The organism is Paenibacillus ginsengihumi DSM 21568 (assembly GCF_000380965.1).
In the GTDB taxonomy this organism is placed as follows: domain Bacteria; phylum Bacillota; class Bacilli; order Paenibacillales; family NBRC-103111; genus Paenibacillus_G; species Paenibacillus_G ginsengihumi.
Genome location: NZ_KB905552.1, coordinates 131,816 through 152,879, shown reverse-complemented (window position 1 = coordinate 152,879; position 21,064 = coordinate 131,816). Strand labels below are relative to the sequence as shown.

At 57.5% G+C, this 21,064-nt stretch carries 21 protein-coding genes; 10 read left to right on the top strand and 11 right to left on the bottom strand.

Features of this window, described 5'->3' with window-relative positions:
• Positions 1–541 precede the first annotated feature (541 nt).
• Positions 542–979 (bottom strand): GNAT family N-acetyltransferase, encoded by a 438-nt coding sequence (locus F591_RS0104715; RefSeq protein ID WP_019533440.1) that lies wholly within the window; start codon positions 977–979, stop codon positions 542–544.
• 444 nt (positions 980–1,423) lie between these two features.
• Here F591_RS0104715 and F591_RS0104710 point away from each other — a divergent pair, with 444 nt between their 5' ends.
• On the top strand, positions 1,424–2,038 hold the full coding sequence (locus tag F591_RS0104710) for a superoxide dismutase (RefSeq protein WP_019533439.1): 615 nt from the start codon (positions 1,424–1,426) through the stop codon (positions 2,036–2,038).
• Positions 2,039–2,122: 84 nt separating this feature from the next.
• Here the strand turns inward: F591_RS0104710 and F591_RS0104705 are convergent, their stop codons facing one another.
• Both F591_RS0104705 and mutY read right to left on the bottom strand, forming a co-directional pair.
• On the bottom strand, positions 2,123–2,806 hold the full coding sequence (locus tag F591_RS0104705) for a Crp/Fnr family transcriptional regulator (RefSeq protein ID WP_019533438.1): 684 nt from the start codon (positions 2,804–2,806) through the stop codon (positions 2,123–2,125).
• Between the two features lie 90 nt (positions 2,807–2,896).
• Positions 2,897–4,033 (bottom strand): A/G-specific adenine glycosylase, encoded by a 1,137-nt coding sequence (mutY, locus tag F591_RS0104700; protein WP_019533437.1) that lies wholly within the window; start codon positions 4,031–4,033, stop codon positions 2,897–2,899.
• A gap of 180 nt (positions 4,034–4,213) precedes the next feature.
• Here mutY and F591_RS0104695 point away from each other — a divergent pair, with 180 nt between their 5' ends.
• The 3 genes from F591_RS0104695 to F591_RS0104685 all read left to right on the top strand — a co-directional run bounded on the left by F591_RS0104695 (position 4,214) and on the right by F591_RS0104685 (position 6,195).
• A complete protein-coding gene (locus tag F591_RS0104695; RefSeq protein WP_019533436.1) occupies positions 4,214–5,068 on the top strand; it encodes an AraC family transcriptional regulator in 855 nt (284 codons plus the stop codon).
• Between the two features lie 165 nt (positions 5,069–5,233).
• Positions 5,234–5,824 (top strand): hypothetical protein, encoded by a 591-nt coding sequence (locus tag F591_RS0104690; RefSeq protein ID WP_019533435.1) that lies wholly within the window; start codon positions 5,234–5,236, stop codon positions 5,822–5,824.
• Positions 5,821–6,195, top strand: coding sequence for a c-type cytochrome (locus F591_RS0104685; protein ID WP_019533434.1), 375 nt, complete (start codon positions 5,821–5,823; stop codon positions 6,193–6,195). Before F591_RS0104690 ends, F591_RS0104685 begins: the two co-directional genes overlap by 4 nt.
• A 196-nt stretch (positions 6,196–6,391) precedes the next feature.
• Here the strand turns inward: F591_RS0104685 and F591_RS31225 are convergent, their stop codons facing one another.
• The 5 genes from F591_RS31225 to F591_RS0104660 all read right to left on the bottom strand — a co-directional run bounded on the left by F591_RS31225 (position 6,392) and on the right by F591_RS0104660 (position 9,268).
• Positions 6,392–6,550 carry a hypothetical protein gene (locus tag F591_RS31225; protein ID WP_019533433.1) on the bottom strand — a complete coding sequence of 53 codons (159 nt, stop codon included), beginning with the start codon at positions 6,548–6,550 and terminating at the stop codon, positions 6,392–6,394.
• A gap of 96 nt (positions 6,551–6,646) precedes the next feature.
• Positions 6,647–7,051: a holo-ACP synthase gene (gene acpS, locus F591_RS0104675; protein ID WP_019533432.1), complete on the bottom strand. Its 405-nt coding sequence runs from the start codon at positions 7,049–7,051 to the stop codon at positions 6,647–6,649.
• 8 nt (positions 7,052–7,059) lie between these two features.
• Positions 7,060–7,869, bottom strand: coding sequence for an ammonia-dependent NAD(+) synthetase (gene nadE / locus F591_RS0104670; RefSeq protein WP_019533431.1), 810 nt, complete (start codon positions 7,867–7,869; stop codon positions 7,060–7,062).
• Positions 7,870–8,008: 139 nt separating this feature from the next.
• Positions 8,009–8,443, bottom strand: coding sequence for a BrxA/BrxB family bacilliredoxin (locus tag F591_RS0104665; RefSeq protein ID WP_019533430.1), 435 nt, complete (start codon positions 8,441–8,443; stop codon positions 8,009–8,011).
• A 366-nt stretch (positions 8,444–8,809) separates the two neighbouring features.
• The gene (locus tag F591_RS0104660; protein ID WP_019533429.1) at positions 8,810–9,268 is read right to left on the bottom strand and encodes a DUF3905 domain-containing protein; all 459 of its coding nucleotides are present in this window, start codon (positions 9,266–9,268) and stop codon (positions 8,810–8,812) included.
• Between the two features lie 597 nt (positions 9,269–9,865).
• Between F591_RS0104660 and F591_RS0104650 the strand changes: the two genes are divergently transcribed.
• Positions 9,866–11,161, top strand: a complete 1,296-nt coding sequence (locus F591_RS0104650) for a BaiN/RdsA family NAD(P)/FAD-dependent oxidoreductase (RefSeq protein ID WP_019533427.1) — start codon at positions 9,866–9,868, stop codon at positions 11,159–11,161.
• 802 nt (positions 11,162–11,963) lie between these two features.
• On the top strand, positions 11,964–12,503 hold the full coding sequence (locus F591_RS0104645; RefSeq protein WP_019533426.1) for a DoxX family membrane protein: 540 nt from the start codon (positions 11,964–11,966) through the stop codon (positions 12,501–12,503).
• A gap of 309 nt (positions 12,504–12,812) precedes the next feature.
• Here F591_RS0104645 and F591_RS27395 read toward each other — a convergent pair whose 3' ends face one another.
• Positions 12,813–13,721 carry a cation diffusion facilitator family transporter gene (locus F591_RS27395; protein ID WP_019533424.1) on the bottom strand — a complete coding sequence of 303 codons (909 nt, stop codon included), beginning with the start codon at positions 13,719–13,721 and terminating at the stop codon, positions 12,813–12,815.
• A 256-nt stretch (positions 13,722–13,977) separates the two neighbouring features.
• The gene (locus tag F591_RS0104630; RefSeq protein WP_019533423.1) at positions 13,978–14,400 is read right to left on the bottom strand and encodes a hypothetical protein; all 423 of its coding nucleotides are present in this window, start codon (positions 14,398–14,400) and stop codon (positions 13,978–13,980) included.
• A gap of 417 nt (positions 14,401–14,817) precedes the next feature.
• Here F591_RS0104630 and F591_RS0104625 point away from each other — a divergent pair, with 417 nt between their 5' ends.
• The 3 genes from F591_RS0104625 (at position 14,818) to corA (ending at position 17,938) form a co-directional block, all read left to right on the top strand.
• Positions 14,818–15,174 carry a hypothetical protein gene (locus F591_RS0104625; protein WP_019533422.1) on the top strand — a complete coding sequence of 119 codons (357 nt, stop codon included), beginning with the start codon at positions 14,818–14,820 and terminating at the stop codon, positions 15,172–15,174.
• A 654-nt stretch (positions 15,175–15,828) separates the two neighbouring features.
• Entirely contained in the window at positions 15,829–16,788 is a 960-nt protein-coding gene (locus F591_RS0104620; protein ID WP_019533421.1) for an aldolase catalytic domain-containing protein, read from the top strand.
• 199 nt (positions 16,789–16,987) lie between these two features.
• The gene (gene corA / locus F591_RS0104615; RefSeq protein ID WP_019533420.1) at positions 16,988–17,938 is read left to right on the top strand and encodes a magnesium/cobalt transporter CorA; all 951 of its coding nucleotides are present in this window, start codon (positions 16,988–16,990) and stop codon (positions 17,936–17,938) included.
• A 55-nt stretch (positions 17,939–17,993) separates the two neighbouring features.
• On the opposite strand, the gene F591_RS29435 is transcribed toward corA, so the two are convergent.
• Positions 17,994–19,793 carry an MHYT domain-containing protein gene (locus F591_RS29435; protein WP_019533419.1) on the bottom strand — a complete coding sequence of 600 codons (1,800 nt, stop codon included), beginning with the start codon at positions 19,791–19,793 and terminating at the stop codon, positions 17,994–17,996.
• 342 nt (positions 19,794–20,135) lie between these two features.
• On the opposite strand from F591_RS29435, the gene F591_RS0104600 reads away from it, so the two are divergent.
• Positions 20,136–20,990 carry an SPL family radical SAM protein gene (locus F591_RS0104600; protein ID WP_019533417.1) on the top strand — a complete coding sequence of 285 codons (855 nt, stop codon included), beginning with the start codon at positions 20,136–20,138 and terminating at the stop codon, positions 20,988–20,990.
• Positions 20,991–21,064 lie beyond the last annotated feature (74 nt).

The following is a 21,064-nucleotide window of genomic DNA, read 5'->3' as shown; positions in this document are numbered from 1 at the left end:
ACAGCCGAGCACAGCTAAAGCCAAAACGCTTACGGAATCCGGCTTGTTGAAGATGTTTCATCACTTTCAGTTCTTGAAAAGCGGGCTTTAATTCGTTAGGCAGTTGATTCAGGTCGGGCTGATGATCTATCATGATGGAAGACACCTCTTCTGTCTGGTAGTGGAAGTCGTTACTCTCACTTTACCAAACGAAGCGGTGTTTTTCTATTTTGGCAAGCTGGCTAATCAGCAGACCCTAAGCCCGCTCCACAATTGGTTTTACATTGATTTTCTAGGTGCGAAAGTTGAGTTATAAGAATAAACGGTGTTTCGGCCGCTTTCAAGCAACCGCCGCTCGCCCGGCAAAATGAAAACCATCTATCGACGTCCATCCAAGGATGAGCGACCGCGCTTTAGCGGTCGTATTTCTTGGTACAGAAAGTCGCACTTCGCTTGGTCGCTTTAGCGAAGTTAAACGGTCTGTAACGATAAAAAAAGCATAACTCGTTCGAGGACGCTTCCTCGGGTTATGCTCAGGTCATCCGGTATATCTTTGTGAAGGTTATCCCGCTACGATCTTCAACCTGTGGGGGGTATGGGAGAAATCGTTCTCTTGGTAACCGACCGATTCGTACAGCGGCAGCACAACTTCGTTATGGACGTCGACATTCACCATAATGCGCCGAACCTTCCGCAGAACAAATCGCGTTCTCAGCGATTCGATCAGCGCTTTGCCGATCCCCCGGCGCCGATAAGCCTTGCTTACCGCAATCCGGTAATAATAGCCGTTGTGATTGTCAATCGTGCCTACGATAACGCCTACCACCCGACCGTCTTCCTCGGCCACCATAATCAGTTCGCTGTCCCAGGACAGCTGCCTTGCGAATGCTTTCATCGTCTCCTCGTAACACGCTTCGGAAAGCACGTCCTCGAGAAGCTCGGTCACTCCAACGTAATCGGACAACTGAAACGAACGGATTTGATACGTACATGCAAGCATTCTAAACTCCCCCGCAGCAGTTAGAATTGATAAAGAATAAAATACGACAAAAAACGCTAAATTCCTTCCCCATTTCAAAAAAAGTTTAAAAAAATTTTATTCTTTTTTCAAAAACTTTTTTCCGCTGGGCGCATGTTGGGCGTTTTTTCACGAATACGACAGCCGGGACAGTTTATTGGAATTATCCAAATTATATTATGCGAATTATGCGAATATTCGGATCATGCGAAAAACCGCTGCGCCATAGCTGGCGTCCGCCCGCTGTTTCCGCATGGTATATTTGGCCGGATCGCGTGGAACGATATGACGGTGCAGGGCGATCGGACTGGGCCCGCCAAAGGAGCTCGCAGGGTTTCTATACATTTATGTTGATTTTATCTGTAAAATAAGCGATAATAGAGCTTGGAAATGACATCATATTCCACTTAGGAGGTATTACTAAAGATGGCACACCAATTACCGCCGCTTCCTTATCCGAACAATGCTCTTGAACCGCACATTGACGAGACGACCATGATGATCCACCATGATCGTCACCACAACACATACGTAACGAACCTGAATGCCGCGCTGGAAGCTCATCCGGAGCTTCAATCCAAGAGCGTGGAAGAGCTGATTGCCGACCTGAACAGCTTGCCGGAGAGCATCCGGACTGCTGTCCGCAACAACGGCGGCGGCCATGCTAACCACTCCCTCTTCTGGGTAACGATCGGCCCGAACGGCGGCGGTCAGCCGACCGGCAAGCTGGCGGAAGCGATCAATAACGAGCTGGGCGGCTTCGATAAATTCAAGGAAGACTTCGCCAAAGCGGCAGCTACCCGCTTCGGCAGCGGTTGGGCTTGGCTCGCCGTTGGCAAAGACGGCAAGCTGAAAGTATACAGCCTGCCGAACCAGGACAGCCCGATCATGGAAGGCGACACGCCTCTCCTCGGCCTGGACGTATGGGAGCATGCTTACTACCTGAAATATCAGAACAAGCGCCCGGACTACATCGCCGCTTTCTGGAACGTTGTAAACTGGGAAGAAGTCGGCAAGCGCTACGAAGCGGCGGTAAAATAATTCCGCTCGCGTACAAACAGCCCGTTCGCATGATGCGAACGGGCTGTTTTTTTTGGCGGAACCGGGCCGGGCAGCCTGCCGACATTAATGGATGAGCCGCTTCAGCGCCTCCAAATCCTTGATGAGGATGATTTTTTTCTCGATCGAGATGATTCCCAGCTCCTGAAGCTCCTGCAACACTTTGGTTACCGATTCCCGCACGGTGCCGACCAGATTGGCCAGCTGCTGATGGGTCAGCTTCAAATTGATGAAGGTGCCCGCAGGCTTGGCCACGCCATACTGCTCCGAAAGACGAAAAATTTGCTTGATGGTCCTAGAGCGTACATCGAGAAACGTCAGGTCGAAGATTTGTTCGTTCGCCTTGCGAAGGCGCTCGATCGTCGTCTCCAGCAGCCGGAAGCACAGCTTCGGCGAGCGTTCCAAAAACTTCCGGAACTCCGAGCGGGCGAGCGAATGGATCACCGTCGTCTCGATCGTTTCCGCCGTCGCCGACCGGGTCTGTCCCTGCTGAATCAACGACATCTCCCCGAAGAAATCGCCTTCCCGAAATAAGGCCAAAATGATTTCCTTCGTCTGATCGATCCGATATACTTTCACGGTTCCCGACTCGACCAGAAACAACTCGTTTCCCTCTTCTTCCTCGAAAAACAAAACCGTCCCTTTCTTGTACTTTTTCTCCACGAATAACGGAGCGATCGACTCCAGCTCGGATACGGACAAATCCTGAAACAAAGGGATGTTTTGCAAAAGCGGAATAATTCGGCTCATTGGGGTAGGACTCACTCATTTCGTCGTACAGTGATATAGTGCCAGCCTCAAGCTCCGGGAATGGCCCGGCAGCTCTGCCGTGCGGATCGTTCAGCAAGTTTCCTCAGCAAAATACCGGTTCAAGATGCGCAGGAACACATTGGGGAACGCGTACTGTTCCATCTCTTCGCGCGCCAGCCAGCGATAATGGGAAGGCAGCAGCGGGCTGCGATCCGCACCGAGCGGGGAGCTTTCCGCCCGGCAGCGAAACACGTCCATCTCCCAGCGGATGTGGCTGAACGTATGCCCGGCCTGCATGTACCACTCCGCCGGCCCGATGCCGATGCTCTCTGCGGCCAAGTAAGCGTCCAGCTGCGCCGCCCCCTCCGCGCTGCCCGCGACTGCGCACGCAGCGTCAGGCTGCCCGGCCGCCTCCGTATGCGGCAGCTCCCACATCCGGGCCAGCAGCCCTTCGGCCGGCCGCTGCCGGATCAGCACCTTGCCGGCGTTATGGCCCGTCCCTTCGACGAGCGCAGCGAGCCGCCTCTCCGGCCGCGGCGGCTTCGCTTTCTTCTTGACCGGCAGCGCTTCTTCCATCCCGGCCTCGCGGCCCGAGCAGCGCTCCATCACCGGACAGGTCAAGCATTGCGGAGACCGGGGAGTGCATACGAGCGCGCCAAGCTCCATCAGCGCCTGGTTGAACTCGCCGGCCGCGCCCTCAGGGATCAGCGCCTTGGCCAGCTTCTCCATCAGCGCGCGCGTCCCGCTCTTCATGATGTCCTCCTCGATCAGAAAATAGCGGGACAATACGCGCATGACATTGCCGTCCACGGCCGGCTCGGGCTTGTTGTAGGCGATGCTGAGCACCGCTCCGGCCGTATACGGGCCGACCCCCTTGAGTGAGAACATCTCCTCCTTCGTATCCGGCACCCGGCCGCCGTATCGCTCCTTCACCTCGCGCACCGCGCCTTGCAGATTTCGGGCACGGGAGTAGTAGCCGAGCCCTTCCCACGCCTTGAGCACATCTTCCTCGGGGGCGTCGGCCAGCGCCTCCACCGTCGGGAACTGGTTGATGAAGCGATGATAATACGGGATCACCGTATCGACCCGCGTCTGCTGCAGCATGACCTCCGACACCCAAATATGATAAGGATTCCGGCTGCGCCGCCAAGGCAGGTCGCGTTTATGGCGCCCGTACCAATCCAGCAGCTCCCTAGAAAAATATTGCATTTGTTCCGTATTGTACATTATTGTCTCCTTCTCTTGACCTGCATTTTCGCGGTATAATGGGTAAAAGCGCATGCGACGAGATCTTGTCCCGGCGGACGAAGACATAGATACGCCGGCATGATATCCTGACACTTGGACACGCGCAGCCGCCGCTGCTTGGCGCCAAGTTGACGGTATACACAAAGAAAGGGGATCCCGATGCTGACTCCAGGCGAATTAGCCGCCAGATTGAACAAACTGGTCATCTCCATCCTGCTGGTCGGCCATCAGAAATGCGACGAAACCTGGTATCAGAAGCCGCGGACGATCCGATACCACTCGCTATGGCTTATTATTAAAGGGAAGGGAACCTTCACGATCAACGATACCCATTACCCTGCCGAACCGGGCAAGCTGTTCTGCTTCGCGCCGGGCATGAAGGTGGAGCGCCGCAGCGATCCGGATAATCCGCTGGAATACTACTTTCTACGTTTTCATTATACGGAATGTTTCGAGGAGAAGGAACAATGGGTGTACCGCAGCTCGGCCGAGTCCAAATTTCCCCTCGAAGGCATGTATACGGTTACGAACACGCCGCAGCTCATTTATTTGTTCGAGCAGCTTAACGGACTGTGGAAGCGCCGGGGCCACATGACGGCGATGCGCCGCAAGGTGCTGCTGCTCGAGCTGTTCATGACGCTCGTGCAGGATTTCCGCGCGCAGAAGATCGCCGGGGATACGACCGCGGCCATCGAGCTGACGCAGGACTACATGATCGGCCATTATCAGGAGCCGCTGACGCTGGAAGGGCTGGCGCAGTTGGCCGGGCTCAGCGTCAGCCACTATTCGCGACTGTTCAAAAAATATATCGGCTACAGCCCGATCGATTATTTGACCCATCTGCGCGTAGACCGGGCCAAGGAACTGCTCGTCCTCTCCGATTACAAGCTGAAGTCGATCGCCAGCAGCGTAGGCTATTCCGACGAGTTTTATTTCAGCCGCATCTTCAAAAAGGTGACCGGCGTCTCGCCGCGGGAATACGCCAAAAAGCACCGTTTTATGCCGGCCCGCTGATTGAGCGAAAACATGCTCCTAAATCCCCCCGCATTCGGCCGCAACAAGCCGGCAACTCAGCTGCGGCGGAAACGGCGCCAGCCTGCGGCTCGCCGCGGTTTGACTTCATTTGAGGAAAAGTGTACGCTGCATTTAGACGATTTCGCGCGAAAGGTGTGACTTATCATGGCGGAGCGTGCGCAGCGTTCCGAACGGTTCGTACCCGCTCCCGGCATGGCGGCGGAGCAACCCGTCCGGGGAACGAGCCGCTGTCGTATCGAGGACGCGCCGTATGCTCAGTTTCTGTATTTGTGGGGCATGCAATGGATCGCGTCGGCAGCAATCGGTTTTTTCGGTCAATGGAGAGCTGTGGAAGCTTATCAATATTGGACATACGGGGCGGCGGTGCTGATCTCGCTGATTCTCCTGCAGCGCCTTCATCGCACGCTGCCCGGCCCGCGGTCCGTCTGGCTGGCCGTCTCTCCGGTGCTGATGGGAGCGGCAGGCGTCGCGGTGCTGTATTATATCCAGGCGGTGGACCCTTTCTTTTGGCCGCTGGTGAAGGGCTACGCCCTGGCGGTCGGCTTCGTCTGCTGGAGCTTCCGGCTCGGCAAGCCGCCTTTCCTGCTCGGGCTGTGGCTGTTTGCCGTGACCACCTGCACGGCGCTGTGGAATCTCGGACATGCCTCCCTGTTCGTCGGGGGATTCGGAGGTCTCAGCCTGATCTCGCTGGGGTGGATGCTTAGATTATGGAAGAAAAGAGGAGAAACGTCATGAATAAGCGATGGAAACAAGTCAGCTTCGTGGCCGCTGCTTGCGCCATTCTCCTGTCAGGCTGCGGCCCCAAGGACAGCCCGGCGCCGTTCGGCGGAGGCAAGGCTGCGGGCGGCCCTTCGGAAGAGGCGATGGCCGGGGCTTCCCCCGAAGTGCAGTCGCTGTACAAATCCAACTGCCTGTCCTGTCACGGCAACGAGCTGGAAGGGCGCGTCGGGGAAAGGACGAACCTGCAGAAGGTCGGCGAACGGCTCACGAAAGACGAGATCGTCAAGCAGATCGAAAACGGCGGCCGGGGCATGCCCGGTTACTCCGGCAAGCTCAAGCCGGAAGAGATCGATTCGCTCGCAAGCTGGCTGGCGGAGAAAAAGTGACGCCTGTCCGGTTCATGGTCTTTCCGCGCAACAGCTTTACGACATCCTCCTCGCCGCTCCTTGAAACGGGCAGGCTGCCGTCTGCAGCGACGCGAATCGGCGCGGCCTGCATCGGCCTCGCGAACGACAAACCGGCCGTCCCTGGCGCAATGACGGGACGGCCGGTTTGTCCGTTATGGGAAACAGCCGCCGCGCGTCATTCCCAATATGGCGGAGCGAATGATTTCAAATGTCTGCAGCCCGGGCAATCCATCGCTTCTCTATCCTCCGGGTCGAAGCAATCGAACGCTTCCTTGCGCTGCACCAAGCGGAAGCCGCACTGCGGACAGATGCCTTCATCCTTCGGATCGTCCATGGAACCCACCTCCCGATAACGGCTATTCATCGGCCGCTTCATGTCTGCGGGCTTAGTATAACCCATAATCAGGGACTTATGTTTCGCTCCGAAAGCTTAGGATCGCCGGGGCCCGACATGCTCAACGACGGCGTAAGCGACGGCGGCCGTCTCCCCGTGCGTGATGCTCAAATGGCAGACCGTTGCCGCTGGATCGTGTCCAAGCCTGGCCCAGGCCGATTCGGACAGGCGGCAGACCGGCTTGCCGCAGTCATCCGATAGCACCTCGATGTCTTGAAAGCCGAGCTGCCTGCCGATGCCGCAGCCGAACGCCTTGGCGACCGCCTCTTTGGCAGCGAAGCGTCCGGCGGCGAACTCGGCGAGCCGGCCGCGGCGCGAGGCGGCCATGGATCGTTCCCGCTCGGTCAGCACCCTCTCCAAAAACCGCCCGCCGGATGGCTGCTCCAGAATGCGCGCCATGCGCCCGATTTCCAGCAAATCCGTACCGATGCCGATAATCATAGACGCTGTCAAATGCCGGGAATCGGCTCGCGCTTATGCGCGGTTTTCAAATACTGCTTCTCCAGCTTCTCCTGCGCTTCGGCCGAAATCGCCTTGCCTTCGAGATAATCGCTGTTGTCGTCGTAGGTAATGCCCAGCTCGCTCTCGTCGGTCTGCCCTTCCCAAAGCCCTGCAGTAGGCGCCTTGTCCAGAACCGACTGCGGCACGCCCAGTTCCGCCGCCAGGAGCCGGACCTGACGCTTGTTGAGCGTGCTGAGCGGCATAATATCGACCGCCCCGTCGCCGTATTTCGTAAAGAAGCCGGTAATCGCCTCCGAGGCGTGATCCGTGCCGACAACGAGCAGATTCAGCTCGAAGGCGAGCGCATATTGCACGACCATGCGCGTCCTTGCCTTCACATTGCCTTTGCCGCCCCGGCTCAAATGGCGGTGAACTCCGATCGACTTCAGCCCGTACTCGGCTTCCAATGCGATCTCGTTGACCGCTTCCTCGATATTCGTCTCGATGCGGTATTTGAGCTGGAACGCCTCGGCCACCGCGTAGCTGTCGGCGATGTCGGCCTGCTCCCCGCAAGGCTGGAAGACGCCGACCGTCTTGTATTCCCGGCCCTTCTCCGCCGTCAGCTCATCCGTTGCCAGCTTGCACAGCCCCGTCGCCACCGCACTGTCAATCCCGCCGCTGATCGCGATCAAGAGGCCGTCCACTCCGCTTTTCAGCACGTATTGCTTCAAAAAGTCAACCCGCTTGCGTATTTCTTCCTTCACATCGATGACAGGCTTCACACCCAGCTTGGCGATAATCTCCTGCTGCAGGCTCATATCTTTTCCACACCTTCCCCGCTTTTTATTCTCTAGTATAGACCAGCCTGCTTCCCATTGAAAAGAGACGGCGCGCCGATTGTCCGCATCATACAAAAATCCTCCGCCTTCAAGAGACGGAGGAGTGGAAAACAGCCGATTATTTGCAGTATTCGTCAAATGCGCTAATCAAGTCTGCGGCGATCATGTCTGCCGAGCGGTCCTCGATCTGGTGGCGCTGAATGAAATGCACCAGCTGTCCGTCCTTCATCACCGCAATGGACGGGGAAGAAGGCGGGTATGGCGCGAAATATTCGCGGGCCTTGGCCGTCGCTTCCTTGTCCTGTCCGGCGAATACCGTGTACCAGTGGTCGGGAGTCACCTCATGCTGCAACGCCTTCGCTACGCCCGGACGGCATTGGCCGGCCGCGCAGCCGCATACGGAGTTGACGACAACAAGGGCTGTCCCCTTCATATTCTCGAACGCTTCGACGACCTCTTCCGGCGTGCGCAGCTCCTTCACGCCGATTCGAGTGAGTTCGTCCCGCATAGGCTGGATCATATCTCTCATGTATGCTTCAAATGACATAGACATGTGACCGTTTCACTCCTTTTCCTAACAAACAAGTATGGAAACTTTACTATGCTATTATACAACGCCCGGGAGTGAATGCAAAGGTACGATCACATCGCGACGAAAAAACGGCCCGCGGTCCTTGGACAGCTCCAAGGGGGCGGGACCGTTCGCACAGCTGCGGCTTAGCTTCCGGCGCTTGGCCGTCGGCTTGCTGGCTCATCTCCGTTTTTTGTTTCGCCGGCTTGACCGACTCCACTCCGGCGCTTGGCCGTCAGCTTGCCGGCTCCGCTCCGTTTTTTGTTCGCCGGCTTACCGACTTCACTCCGGCGCTTGGCCGTCGGCTTGCTGGCTCATCTCCGTTTTTTGTTCGCCGGCTTGCCGACTTCACTCCGGCGTTTGACCGTCAGCTTGCCGGTTCCGCTCCGGTCCTGGCCCGTCGTTATCTTGCTCCGTATCGCCGAGATAAGCCTGGTACGCGACAACTTTGTCGGGATGCATGAACGTATCCGAAGTCGGAGCGATCCCCTGCTCGAAATATTCCCGGTTCTCGGTGGAATGAAAGCCGACATCTTTGTACGGATGCACCCAATCGTCCCCCGACATGATCGCGGGGTCGGTTTCCTTGCTCCAATGCTCGAGCGGCGATTGCTCGGATTCGTAAATATGATCGCCGATCAGCACGCCGTGCTCGTTGACGAACGGCTGCCGCGGCCCTCTTCCTTGCCGGAATTCGGGCAAAAATTCAATCTCGTAAGGGTCCAGCTCGGGATCGTTCTTCCGGTTATATTCGATCTCGGTGTCCACATTCTCGTAGCCCTGCGTATTCGCTTCGTCTTTTTTCACCCTGACACGCCTCCCTTCTGCCTTATACGGACGGACGGTTCGGTCCCGTCAGCTTCTTGTCGGCCTGCACGTCAGGCTGCTTGTTCTTGTTTTGCTGTGCCTGCTTCTTCTGCTCGGGCGAGTTGATGCGGTTAGCCGCCATTTTTCGCGTCATCTCCTTTCAGCTACCGGTAGTATTTGCAGGTACGAAAATAATCAACCGCCGCGTTAACAAAGTGGAAACATGTGTCGCTCAAGCAGGCTGCCGCACCTAAAGCGGCGTATAGCTGTAGGGAAAGCGCAAGTCCAGCAAGTCCAACCGGCTTTGCTGACCGTCGGGCCGGAATGGACTGCGGACCGCTTTCAATTGTTTCATTACACCGGTTGGCATTTGCTACTCTTTTCCGGTGTATGTCCGGTGTATACGATCAATCTGCGCTTGCTCGATGATGTCAGACGTTCTGCACGCGGCGATAAGCCGGCAAAGCCATAGAATGGGGAGCGTCCCGCCTGCCGCTCTCGCAAGCTCCTGGTTTCTGGAGTCCGCCTGGTTTGGCAGGAAGCGCGAACGCTTTTATAATAAGGTTATCAGCTTAAGGCGAAAGGAAAATCATTCTATTGGACAAGCATCCGTACGATGTGATTATAGTTGGCGGCGGCCCCTCCGGCCTGATGGCGGCGATTGCGGCAGGCACTCAGGGGGCGAGGACGCTGCTCGTCGACAAGGGCAACAAGCTTGGCCGGAAGCTCGGCATTTCGGGCGGCGGCCGGTGCAATGTGACCAACAATAAGCCGAACCATGAATTAATCCAGTACATTCCCGGCAACGGTCGGTTTCTGCATAGCGCCATGGCCGCCTTCGGCAGCCGGGAAATTATCGCCTTCTTCGAAGGGCTGGGCATCCCGCTCAAGGAGGAAGACAACGGCCGCATGTTCCCTGTCAGCGACAAAGCCAAGACGGTCGTCGATGCGCTGGTCGGCAAAGTGCATCGCCTTGGAGTTACGGTGCGCACGAACGTTCCGGTGAGGCGCGTCCTGTATCGCGAGGGCTGCGCAGTCGGCCTGGAGCTTGCCGGCGGAGAGCGGGTGGCAGGCCGCAGCGTTATCATTGCGACGGGAGGCAGGTCGGTGCCGCACACCGGATCGACCGGGGACGGTTATGCCTGGGCGGAAGCGGCCGGCCATACGATTACGGAACTGTATCCGACGGAGGTGCCGCTCACTTCCGCCGAACCTTTTATCCGCAGCAAAGAGCTGCAAGGCTTGTCGCTCCGGAATGTGGCGCTGACGGTCTGGAATCCGAAGGGCAAGAAGCTCGTCCGGCATGAAGGCGACATGATCTTCACCCACTTCGGCTTGTCCGGCCCGGCTGCCCTGCGCTGCAGCCAGTTCGTCGTCAAGGCGAAGAAGCAGTTCCAGACCGCCAGCGTGACGGTCACCATCGACCTGTATCCGGATCGCACGGCCAATGAAATCTACGATCAGATGCTGGCCGCCGCCAAGACGGAAGCCAAGAAATCGCTGAAAAACGTGCTGAAGCCCATGCTGCCCGAACGGCTCATTCCGCTGCTGCTCGGCAAGGCCGGGCTGAAAGGGGAGGTCACTTACGACCAACTGCCGCGGCAACCGCTGGAGACGCTTGCCCGGCTGACGAAATCGTTCCCTGTCGCCGTGAACGGAACGCTATCGCTGGAAGAAGCGTTCGTGACAGGCGGCGGCGTCCATATTAAGGAGGTCGATCCCCGCACGATGGGTTCCAAGCGGATGGAAGGCTTATATTTTTGCGGGGAAATCCTCGATATTCACGGCTATACCGGCGGCTATAACATTACAGCGGCTTTCTCCACAGGCCACACTGCCGGAAAGCACGCGGCGGAATATGCGCTCCGGGCGGGCGCGGCGAAGCCGTCGTAAGCCGACTGCTGCGTCTGGCTGTGTTCATTCATCTGGGAACAGGGGCCAGCGGCCGGCGAATATCCATTACCGAAGTGGCGTATGCGTGACATGAGGCGACGAACCCTGCGAAAAATGCAACATTTTCCATAGCTTTCGCGCAAGGGCAGGGGAATGTTGTATTTCGTGCAACAATTTGGGCGAGATGGGCTTCAAATCGAGGCGCATCGCCCGAAATGTTGCACTTTCTGCAACATTGAGCCACAGGCGCGGGTTATTGCCCTGTTTTTGTTGTACAGAATGCGACATTTGCCTTCTCCCCCATCCCCGACAATGCTGCGCCTTGCTTGATCCCGATTAAGCCTCAGCTGCTTTCGTACCTGGCCGCAAACCGCGCTTTAACGGTTGTTTTTCTTGATACAGAAAGCCGCGCGTCGATTTAACACTTTCAGTGAAGTTCAACTTTCTCCAACATTCAAAAAGCGTTCACAATTATGTGATTTTTTTCACATACTTTGAAGGCCGGATATGCTATAGTAAAGGTGTAAGGAAAAGCGAATCCGCGAGCCGCAGCTGGCAGCTGTCGAAGCTCCTCTCGCTTAGCCGATACGAGCGAACCAGCGCCAGCGCCGGTTCGAACAAGCACACGGAGGTGATCCGTATGATGAACCAACGATGGTCTTACCGATCCGGCACCGCAATCTCCCGCTTTCAAAATTGTCTATTTTTGTTCACTACTTTGTGAAAATTTTCACTAAATTGACAACTTACAATTTTTGTTAACCCGCAATTTCTATAACTTAGCATAAGGAGATGTTCCGCCATGATGAAATTTTTAAGAGAAAACGTATTTGCTGCCGGGTTCATCCTGCTTCTCCGGTTATATATCGGGTGGGAGTGGATGACCGCCGGATGGCACAAGCTCACCGGGGGCTTCGATGCGACAGGCTTCCTGAAAAACGCCGTCGCCAACCCGGTAGCCGATAAAGCGACAGGAGCTGCGGTATATCCGATCTATACGGCTTTCCTGGAACGGTTCGCGCTGCCGAACGTCAAGCTGATTAACTTCCTGATTCCGGTAGGCGAGTTCCTGGTCGGTCTCGGACTCATCTTGGGGGGCTTGACCGTCGCGGCTGCATTCTTCGGGCTCATGATGAACTTCATGTTCCTGTTCGCCGGTACGGTAAGCACTAACCCTTGGCTGGTGCTGATCGGTTTCATCATCTTGGTCGCCGGCACTAACGCAGGCAAGTTCGGTATCGACTACTATCTGCTTCCGCTGCTGCGCAAAATGTTCGGCAAAGCAAGACGAGGCGGCAATACCGGCACGCTCGACGGCGCCAATACGCCGGCCCACATCTAAGAGCAAAACGGGCGGTTCCCAGCCCGATATACCGCCCGGATGCGGCAATGCATCCGGGCGTTTTTGCTTGCGAAGCGAAGCTGAACGCCTGCTATGCTAAAAGCGCCGCGTCCTCCGTCGTCAACGTCAGGCCCGAACCGGAAATATCGTTTGAAAGCGCTAGAGAGGCTTGCGGAGTTGAAGGAGTATTTGCCCCGAGGCTGCCCGTTTATGCGGTCCCGGTCGTTAGCTTTGCGGCCATCATCGCCTCGGGCGACTGGGGGGCCGCCGCAGCGCAGCATCTGCCGCAGCCGCCGGACTTTGCGCCGCCTAACTCCGCCCATCGCGCTGCGGGATAACGCGATGCGGCTCGCTGTACGGCTCGATGTGCACATGGACGTTGCCGATCCGATGCATCGCCCGCATCCGGCTCTCGATCTCGTCGCTAATATTATGGCTCTGCTCTACGCTGAGTTCGGCGCTTACCTCGACGACGACGTCCAGCAGCACGTTGCTTCCGTGCACCCGCGCCTTAATATCTTTCAGCCGCTTGACGCCCGGCGTTTCCTTCACGGTCCGGCGGAACTCCTTCAGCCGCTTCTCGTCGAAGCCGTCGGTCAAGGCGTGGGACGATTCGGCGAAGATGTCCCAGGCCGTCTTGCAGATGACGACGCCTACAAGGACGGCGGCCAGCGGGTCCAGCCACGGAAAGCCGAGGCGCGCTCCGATGATGCCTGCCGCGGCGCCGAAGCCGACCAGCGCGTCCGAGCGGTTGTCGAGCGCGGCGGCCATCAGCGACTGATTGCCGATGCGTTCAGCCAGCTTCCGGTTGTAGCGGTAGACCGCCCACATGACAGCTCCGCCGCCCAGCGCCGTCCACGCAGCGAGCATGCCGGGAGCAGGCGCGCTTTCTTCGGCCCAGAAGGTTTGCCCAGCCTGGATGATCACCTGCAGTCCCGCAGCAAACATAATGAACGAGGCGACCATCGAGGCGATCGTCTCGGCCCGCATATGACCGTAAGGATGATCCGTATCCGGCGGCTTCCGCGCAATGCGCAGCCCGACCAGAACGGCCACCGATACGATGATGTCCGTTGTATTATTTACGCCGTCGGCGGTGAGCGCCTTCGAAGCTGTCCATAGCCCGATGGCGATTTTGATAGCGGAAAGCAAGATATAGGCGGCAATGCTGACCCAGGCGCCCTTCTCGCCCTCCCGCAACCGATCGTACGTCTCCACTTCCGTTCCCCTCCATACTGCAGCGATCGACGTTCCGTCATTGAAGTCCAACCCATCATAACAAACGACATCCGTGTGGGTCTAGAGAAACAGTTTTCTCCCCGCTAATAAAATTAGGGGGCGGGCAACTTTGTTTTACCGGTCAAAAGCTTTCGTCCCCCGCACCGCATAAAACAGCGGCAGCAGCCCCCGGCCGATCCGGTTGCCGCTGCCGCCGCCATTCGCTTTCGCCCTGCCTGGCCGAAAGCAGCTTCTGCTACATATGAACGCCTGCGTCGAAATGGTCGTAATCGTCGCCCGACGGATCGAACTCGCCTTCGTCATTGTAAGCTCCGCTTGACTTGTTGACAAAAGCCGAGGCGGATACGTCGACATACGTTTCGTCCCAATCTTCATTCACCAAATGAGCGGGAATCGGAATCATGCCTTCCATGTCGTAAGCCATATCGAACGTCCGGCTCGCATCCAAGGCTCCCTCGCGCTCAAGCAGCTTCCCTCCGAAAGATTGGGCAATTTCCAGCGCCGACGTCAAATCTCCCCGGTCTACAATGACATGAAGCACCGGCTTCCCCGTCTCCGAATGCCGGCCTGCCTTGTATCCGAGCTCTGCCAATGTATCTTGGGCCAGGGCGGCCGTTTCTTGAGAATCGAACTGAAAAAAGATCGGTGAACTGCTCACATGGATTCGTCCCTTCTCGTCCTGCGGTTAATCGATCGCATATATCTTCCCCTTGCGGCAGACAGATTATTCCTTCAGCAGCGTAATCCAGGCCGAGGCTGGCCGCCGAACGGACGGTGGCGCCAGTTAGCGTCCCGGCGGCGCCTGGCGATACCAGCTTCGTTCGCCGAGCCAAAGCAGCGCAAGCCAGAGCGCGGCGGGATGAGCGAGCAGAAGCGAATAACGCCGCCTGCAGAGCTTGAGCCATCGCCCGCACCTCCCTGGCCTACTGCTTCAGACTGCGGAACAAGGAAGCAAGGGCCATGCTGATACCTTCACTTTTCAGCATACTTGCTTCCTCCCGAGCATAGGTATGATAACGATCATCAGAACTCTTCAGTCGACGCCGTACAGGAAAATGGAAGGGAGGTGCTTGCCATGTCCGGCCTGCCGCCCGAACCGCAGGAGGAAGCCGCCTTCGGCGCAGACCCGGCTGACGTACAAGCCAACCGGTGGATTGCCGCCGTCAGCTATCTCTTATTTTTCCTTCCTCTGCTGGCCGCCAAACAGTCCCGCTTCGCCATGTTTCACGCCAACCAAGCGTTGACGCTGCTGCTTGCGGCCATTGCCGCCAACATCGTGCTCGGCTGGATTCCGATCGTCGGAGCGTTTCTGCTCTCGCTGATCAACCTGGGACTGCTGGTGCTGGTCATCATCGGGATATTGAACGCGACGAGTGGCCTGATGAAACCGTTGCCAATTATTGGCTCGATCAAAATCCTCCCCTTGCCGTAATGCGTCAAGCGAACGCCCGGAACCCGCGGGTCGAGACGGTTTGCCGCAGGCCGATAGATCCTCAGCCTGCGGGTCCATCGGCCCGGGGCGCTCCGGGTCGGCCAGTCCAAGCCGCGCAGCGGAACCGGCTGCCTCAGCGACGGCGCTCCATCGCAAGCCCAAGCCCTCCTATTCTTCACACAAACCGTACCTCCCCCAATGGCATCTCACATCTCCGCCGTATTCGGCCAACCGCGCGTTGGACGGACGGACACACTTCGCAGGACACAACCGTTAATAGCCGCAACTATTCATAGAGCTAATATTTATAAGCGTAAATCGGTTGCAGCGTTAAACACTGCCACGGAAGCCGCCGGACAAGCCTCAACGCTTACCTGCATATGAGCCGCCGCAACCGACGCCTGCTTTCCGAAAGGAATGAGCCTGTACTCGCACCATCGCATAATGACAGAATGAGCCTGAACCAGGCCATGACATTATCACAGAACAATAACATGGGCCTGAACAAGGATTGACAAGACCATTTGTTTATGACATTATTTATCTTATACTAAGTGCGCCCTTTATTGCTTGAAAGCCTAAAAGCACGAAAGCATTTCCGTCACACGGCTGTACTTCAGAAGGCCGGGACGGCGAGTAGGAGAGGAGAAGACGATGACGCAGGATCATCATATTTTGGATTGCACCATCCGCGACGGCGGGCTGGTCAACAACTGGGACTTCAGCGTCCAGATGGTCAAAGATATGTACTACGGCCTAAGCGAAGCCGGTGTTTCATATATGGAGATCGGCTACAAGAACTCGGCCAAGCTGCTGAAAGGAGGCGACTCCGGTCCTTGGCGTTTCTTGAATGAGGATTTCCTGAAGGAAGTCATCTCTCGCAAAACCGAGACGAAGCTGTCCGCTCTAGTCGATATCGGGCGCGTCGACGAGAACGACATTTTGCCCCGGGAACAGAGCCAGCTTGACCTGATTCGCGTCGCCTGCTATATCAAGGATGTCGATAAGGCAATCGATCTGATCAACAAATTCCACAGCTTCGGCTACGAGACGTCGATCAATATTATGGCGCTGTCGCATGTGATGGAGAACGATCTGAACGAAGCGTTCGCCGAAATTGCCAAATGCCCTGTCGACGTCGTGTATATCGTCGATTCCTACGGAAGCATGACTCCGCAGGACATCGACTACCTGGTCGCCAAGTTCCAGCGACAGCTTCCCGAGAAGAAGCTGGGCGTTCATATGCATAACAACATGCAGATGGCTTTCGCCAATACGCTGACGGGAGCGCTAAAGGGCGTTCAGTTCCTCGACGCCTCGGTGTACGGAATGGGACGCGCCGCCGGCAACTGCCCGACAGAGCTGCTGGTCAGCCACCTGAAAAATTCCCGGTACAACGTTCGCCCGGTCATCGAGCTGATCGAGAAGCATATGATCTCCATGCGCGAGAAGTGGGAATGGGGTTACCTGATTCCTTACATGATCGCAGGCGTGCTCAATGAGCATCCGCGCTCGGCGATGGCCCTGTTGGCCAGCGACAAACGCAACCAATTCGTCGATTTCTACGATCAGCTGACTTCGCCGGAAGCGATGCCTGCGGGGCAGGCGGACTAAACCAGGCACCTGCCTGCGCATTAGCGCCCAAGACTAAGACGTTAGCTCCATACGAACCCATCAAGCGCAGCCGCTTCTCCCGAGCTTTCCGGCGGGAGACGGCTCGTTTTTTTTAGATGAAGATTCCATATGCTATGATCGAAGCTCTTGATATTGCCCGAACGTTCTCAATATCCGCTGCAAAAAAGGAGTCTGTTCTATGATCCGCGCGCTTGCCGTGACTACAGCCGGAGAGCTCTTGAGAAATGTGCCGCTTGAGCGGCTGTCCGAACCCGACATTCGCTGGTACTGGGTCGATCTGGACCGGCCTGCGGAGGAAGAGACGGCGCTGCTGGCGTCGCATTTTCGCTTCCATCCGCTCGCCATCGAGGACTGCCTGCATTTATCCCAGCGGGCCAAGCTGGACCACTACGGCGACGTTCATTTTTTCGTCCTGCACGCCATCCATCCGTCGACGCTGGAAGGGCTGGAGGTCGATCTGTTCGTCGGCCCCGATTTTGTGGTCAGCTTTCATTTGCAACAGCTTCAGGAAATCGATGATGCCTGGGACAAAATGACCGCGATGGACAATCCCCCGCAGAGCGGCCCGCTGACGTGCGCGCACCAGATCATGGACAAGCTCGTGGATCAATATTTCCCATCCGTCTACGCCCTGGAGGATGAGATCGGCGAGCTGGAGCATGAGGACGGGGACGACGACTCGGAAAACCTGCTAACCCGCTTGTTCGAAATCCGCTCGCGGCTCCTGAAGCTCCGGCGCATCGTCGTACCGATGCGCGATCTGCTGTACCGGATCGTGAACTCGCAGCGCATCGCCGGGATGGAGGAGCACGCCATATATTTTCAGGACATTCACGACCATTTGTGGAAGCTGTCCGATATGATCGAGCAAAACCGCGATATTACCGCGGACATCCGGGACAGCTATATGTCGCTCAACTCCAACCGGATGAACCGGATCATGAAGACGCTCACGGTCATTACGACCATCTTCATGCCATTGACCTTTGTCGCCGGCATCTACGGCATGAACTTTACGCACATGCCCGAGCTCGAATGGCGGTACGGCTACGGTCTGGTGCTGTGCCTGATGGCCGCGGTCGGCCTGGGAATGTTTTATTGGTTCTACCGCAAAGGATGGTTTGACTAAAGGCGCCGACAGCGGCGCCCCCAGGTCGAATACGGCTCGGCCGGAAGAAGAGCTGTCACGAAATGCCGGCGAGCGGCAGCGTCACCTCGATCACATTCCCGTCCGCTGTGCCGCTGCGCAGTTCCACCCGCCCTTCATGCTCGAGAATGATGTGATAGCTGATCATCAGACCGATCCCGGTCCCTCTTGACTTCGTGCTGTAGAACGGTTCTCCGAGCGAAGCGTGCCACTCGGGCGGCGCCTTTCCGGCAGGGTCCGAGATGCGTACCATCACGTCATGCGAAGCTGTGGAGTACAAGCTGATCACGATGTCCCCCCCATCATTCATCGATTCGATCGTATTTTTCAGCAAATGATACAGCGCTTGCTTCAGTTTGGCCGCTTGGCACCGGACGAGGGCCGAAGTCGCCCCGTTGTTCATATTCATGCGGATTCCCGCCGCCTCCGCCTGCTCCCTTACCCGTTCGAGGACGCCTTGCAGCAGGGAGGCCAGGGAACAATGCTCCCAATCGTGACGGTGCATCTCGGACAGCAGCAGGAAGTCGGCCACGATCGTCTCGATCGCCCGGATTTCCGCGAAAATCAGCTCGAAATATTCTTCTCTCGCCCTTCCCCGCTGGATAAGCTTCACCATGCCAACGACGGTGGTGAGCGGGTTGCGAATCTCATGGGCCACGCTGGCGGCCAGCCGACCGGCCATGGACAGCTTGTCGGCCTTTCTCAGCCTCGCCTCCTCGCGCTGCTGCTCCGAGATATCCCGCAGCACGGCGAACGCGCCTCGAATGCGGCGGCCCAGCCGAAAGGAGAATGCCGTCACCTGCAGATCCGCCGCCCCCGCGGCCACTCCCGGAGGGACGCCGCTGAAAGGAAGAGGCGGCTCCTGCCTGGCCTGCCCTGGCCATTGGTCGAACGGCCCGCCTCCGATATCGGCGGCAAGCGAGCGGCCGCTTAGTCCCATCAGCGCATCCTTGGTCAGGCCCGTCAGCTTCTCGGCCGCCGGATTCGAGCCGACAATCCGCCCGTTCAAGTCAAGCGAGAGCACCCCGTCGGGATTTTGCTCGAACAGGGCGGCGGCATGATGCGGCGGCAGCCCCGACGTTTCGTAGGCGAGACAGCGATCCAGATAGATGCCGAGCATCATAAAGCCTGCGATCAGCAGCAAGGCGCCTGCGGCCCAATAGGGCGGCCCGCCGGAAGAGAGCTGCGCATAGGTGTGGGACAGGCTTGCCATCTCGCCGGACAACATCTCGTCCAAAGGGACGAAGGTGGCGGCAAGCACACCGGTGTAGTTCATCGCAGCGACAGCAGCTCCGAGCCATGCCGCATGCTTCAGCCTCCAACCGAATTCGGCAGGGCGCGCCAAATTGCGAATCTGAAATATTTTGTACATGGAGCCCAAGGAAACGATCATCGCCGCCAGTACGGAAGCGGTCAACAGGAAGGGGTGGTAATGCACCTCGTAGTCGCCTTTTATCGCCTCCATACTGGTATAATGCATGGCATGGATGCCAACACCCAGGCATACGCCCGACCATACGAAGCGGTACGGGCTTCTTGATCCGGCCAAGGCTGCGGCGGCGAACGATCCTGCCACCGCGAATGCAATGGACAACAGCATCGTCGGAAGTTGATCCTGTATAGGAGCAGACGGATGATAAGCCAGCATTCCGATGTAATGCACAATCCATATGCCGATTCCCAAGATCGCCGAACCGCTGTGCCTTATAACGGCGGACCTCAGGGTGTGCCGAATCTTGATGGAACGCCGCTCCAGATCGAGCGACATATAGGAAGATACGACTGCGGCGAACACCGATAATAGAACAAGAGATCCGTTAAAATGTCCGGCGTGCATGTGCACTCTCGATCCCCGCTCCCCTTATTTTGTGACTTGTCGTTGACGTTATTGAACTTCGGATACGATGCGTTTCTTGGATGTATAGGATTATGTTATATATTCGACACCCCGCAAATAATACCTCCCGAAATGGGAAATATTGCTTCCGAACTCGGCCGCAACCCTTCTTGTTACGAGGCTGCCCGGAGACTGCCATTCGCAGGATATACATGGAGGAAGGATTGCATTACGATGTAAAAGGAAGCGTGTTGCGACACCTTTGAACCAGGAAACACTTCATCGAATGAATGATCAATCATCAATAATAACTGCTCAAAAATGAAAAAAAGGAGCTGCCCCATGCCCGTTCACCTGTCGTACAAGACGCCAACCCGGCTGCTGACGCCGGCCTCCGGCTTTCTGACTGGCTACTCCCATACGTTGAACCCTTATACAGGCTGCGCCTTCGCCTGCACCTACTGCTATGTGCGCGAGATGCCCGTAGCCAAGTTTCGCGGAGAGCCTTGGGGGACGTGGGTCGATGTCAAGGAACAGGCGGCCGAGCTGCTGGCGAAGGAGCTGCGTCGGGAGCGCCGCAAAGGCCCGGTGTCGATCTTCATGTCTTCCGCGACCGATCCTTACCAGCCGATCGAGTATCGTCTGCAGCTCACCCGCTCGCTGCTTGCAGTTATGGCCGGGGACGACGCCTGGCTGCCGGAAGGAGCAATGGATATCCGGCCCGAGTTTCTGCTTGTGCAGACTCGCAGTCCGCTCGTGCTGCGAGATATCGACTGGCTGCAGCGCATAGGTTCGCGGGTTCGCGTCAGCGTCACCCTCGAGACGGATCTGGAGGCGGTTCGCCGGACGTTCACTCCCGCCGCTCCCCCCGTTCATGCCAGGCTGCGCGTGCTGCGAACGCTGGCCGAAGCGGGGCTCGACGTGCAGGCTGCCGTATCCCCTGTGCTCCCCTCCTCCGAGCGCTTTGCCGAGACGCTCGCGGCAACGGGGATTCGCCGGGTCGTCGTGGACGACTACATCATGGGCGACGGCAGCCGCGGCAGACGGTCGGCCCGGCTCGGCCTGCAGCCGCTCTATGCGCGGCTCGGCTGCGAGGAATGGTACGACCCGCGGGCTTACCGGCGCGTCCTGGACTCGCTGCGCCGCTATTTTCCGGAGGAGGGGCTGTTCGTCAGTCAGGCCGGCTTCTTGCCGTGAAAGGCTCCGCCGCCGGGAGGAGGGCTGCCTGGCACCGGACGCCGGGCGGCCTGGCCCGCCGGACGGCTTGGCAC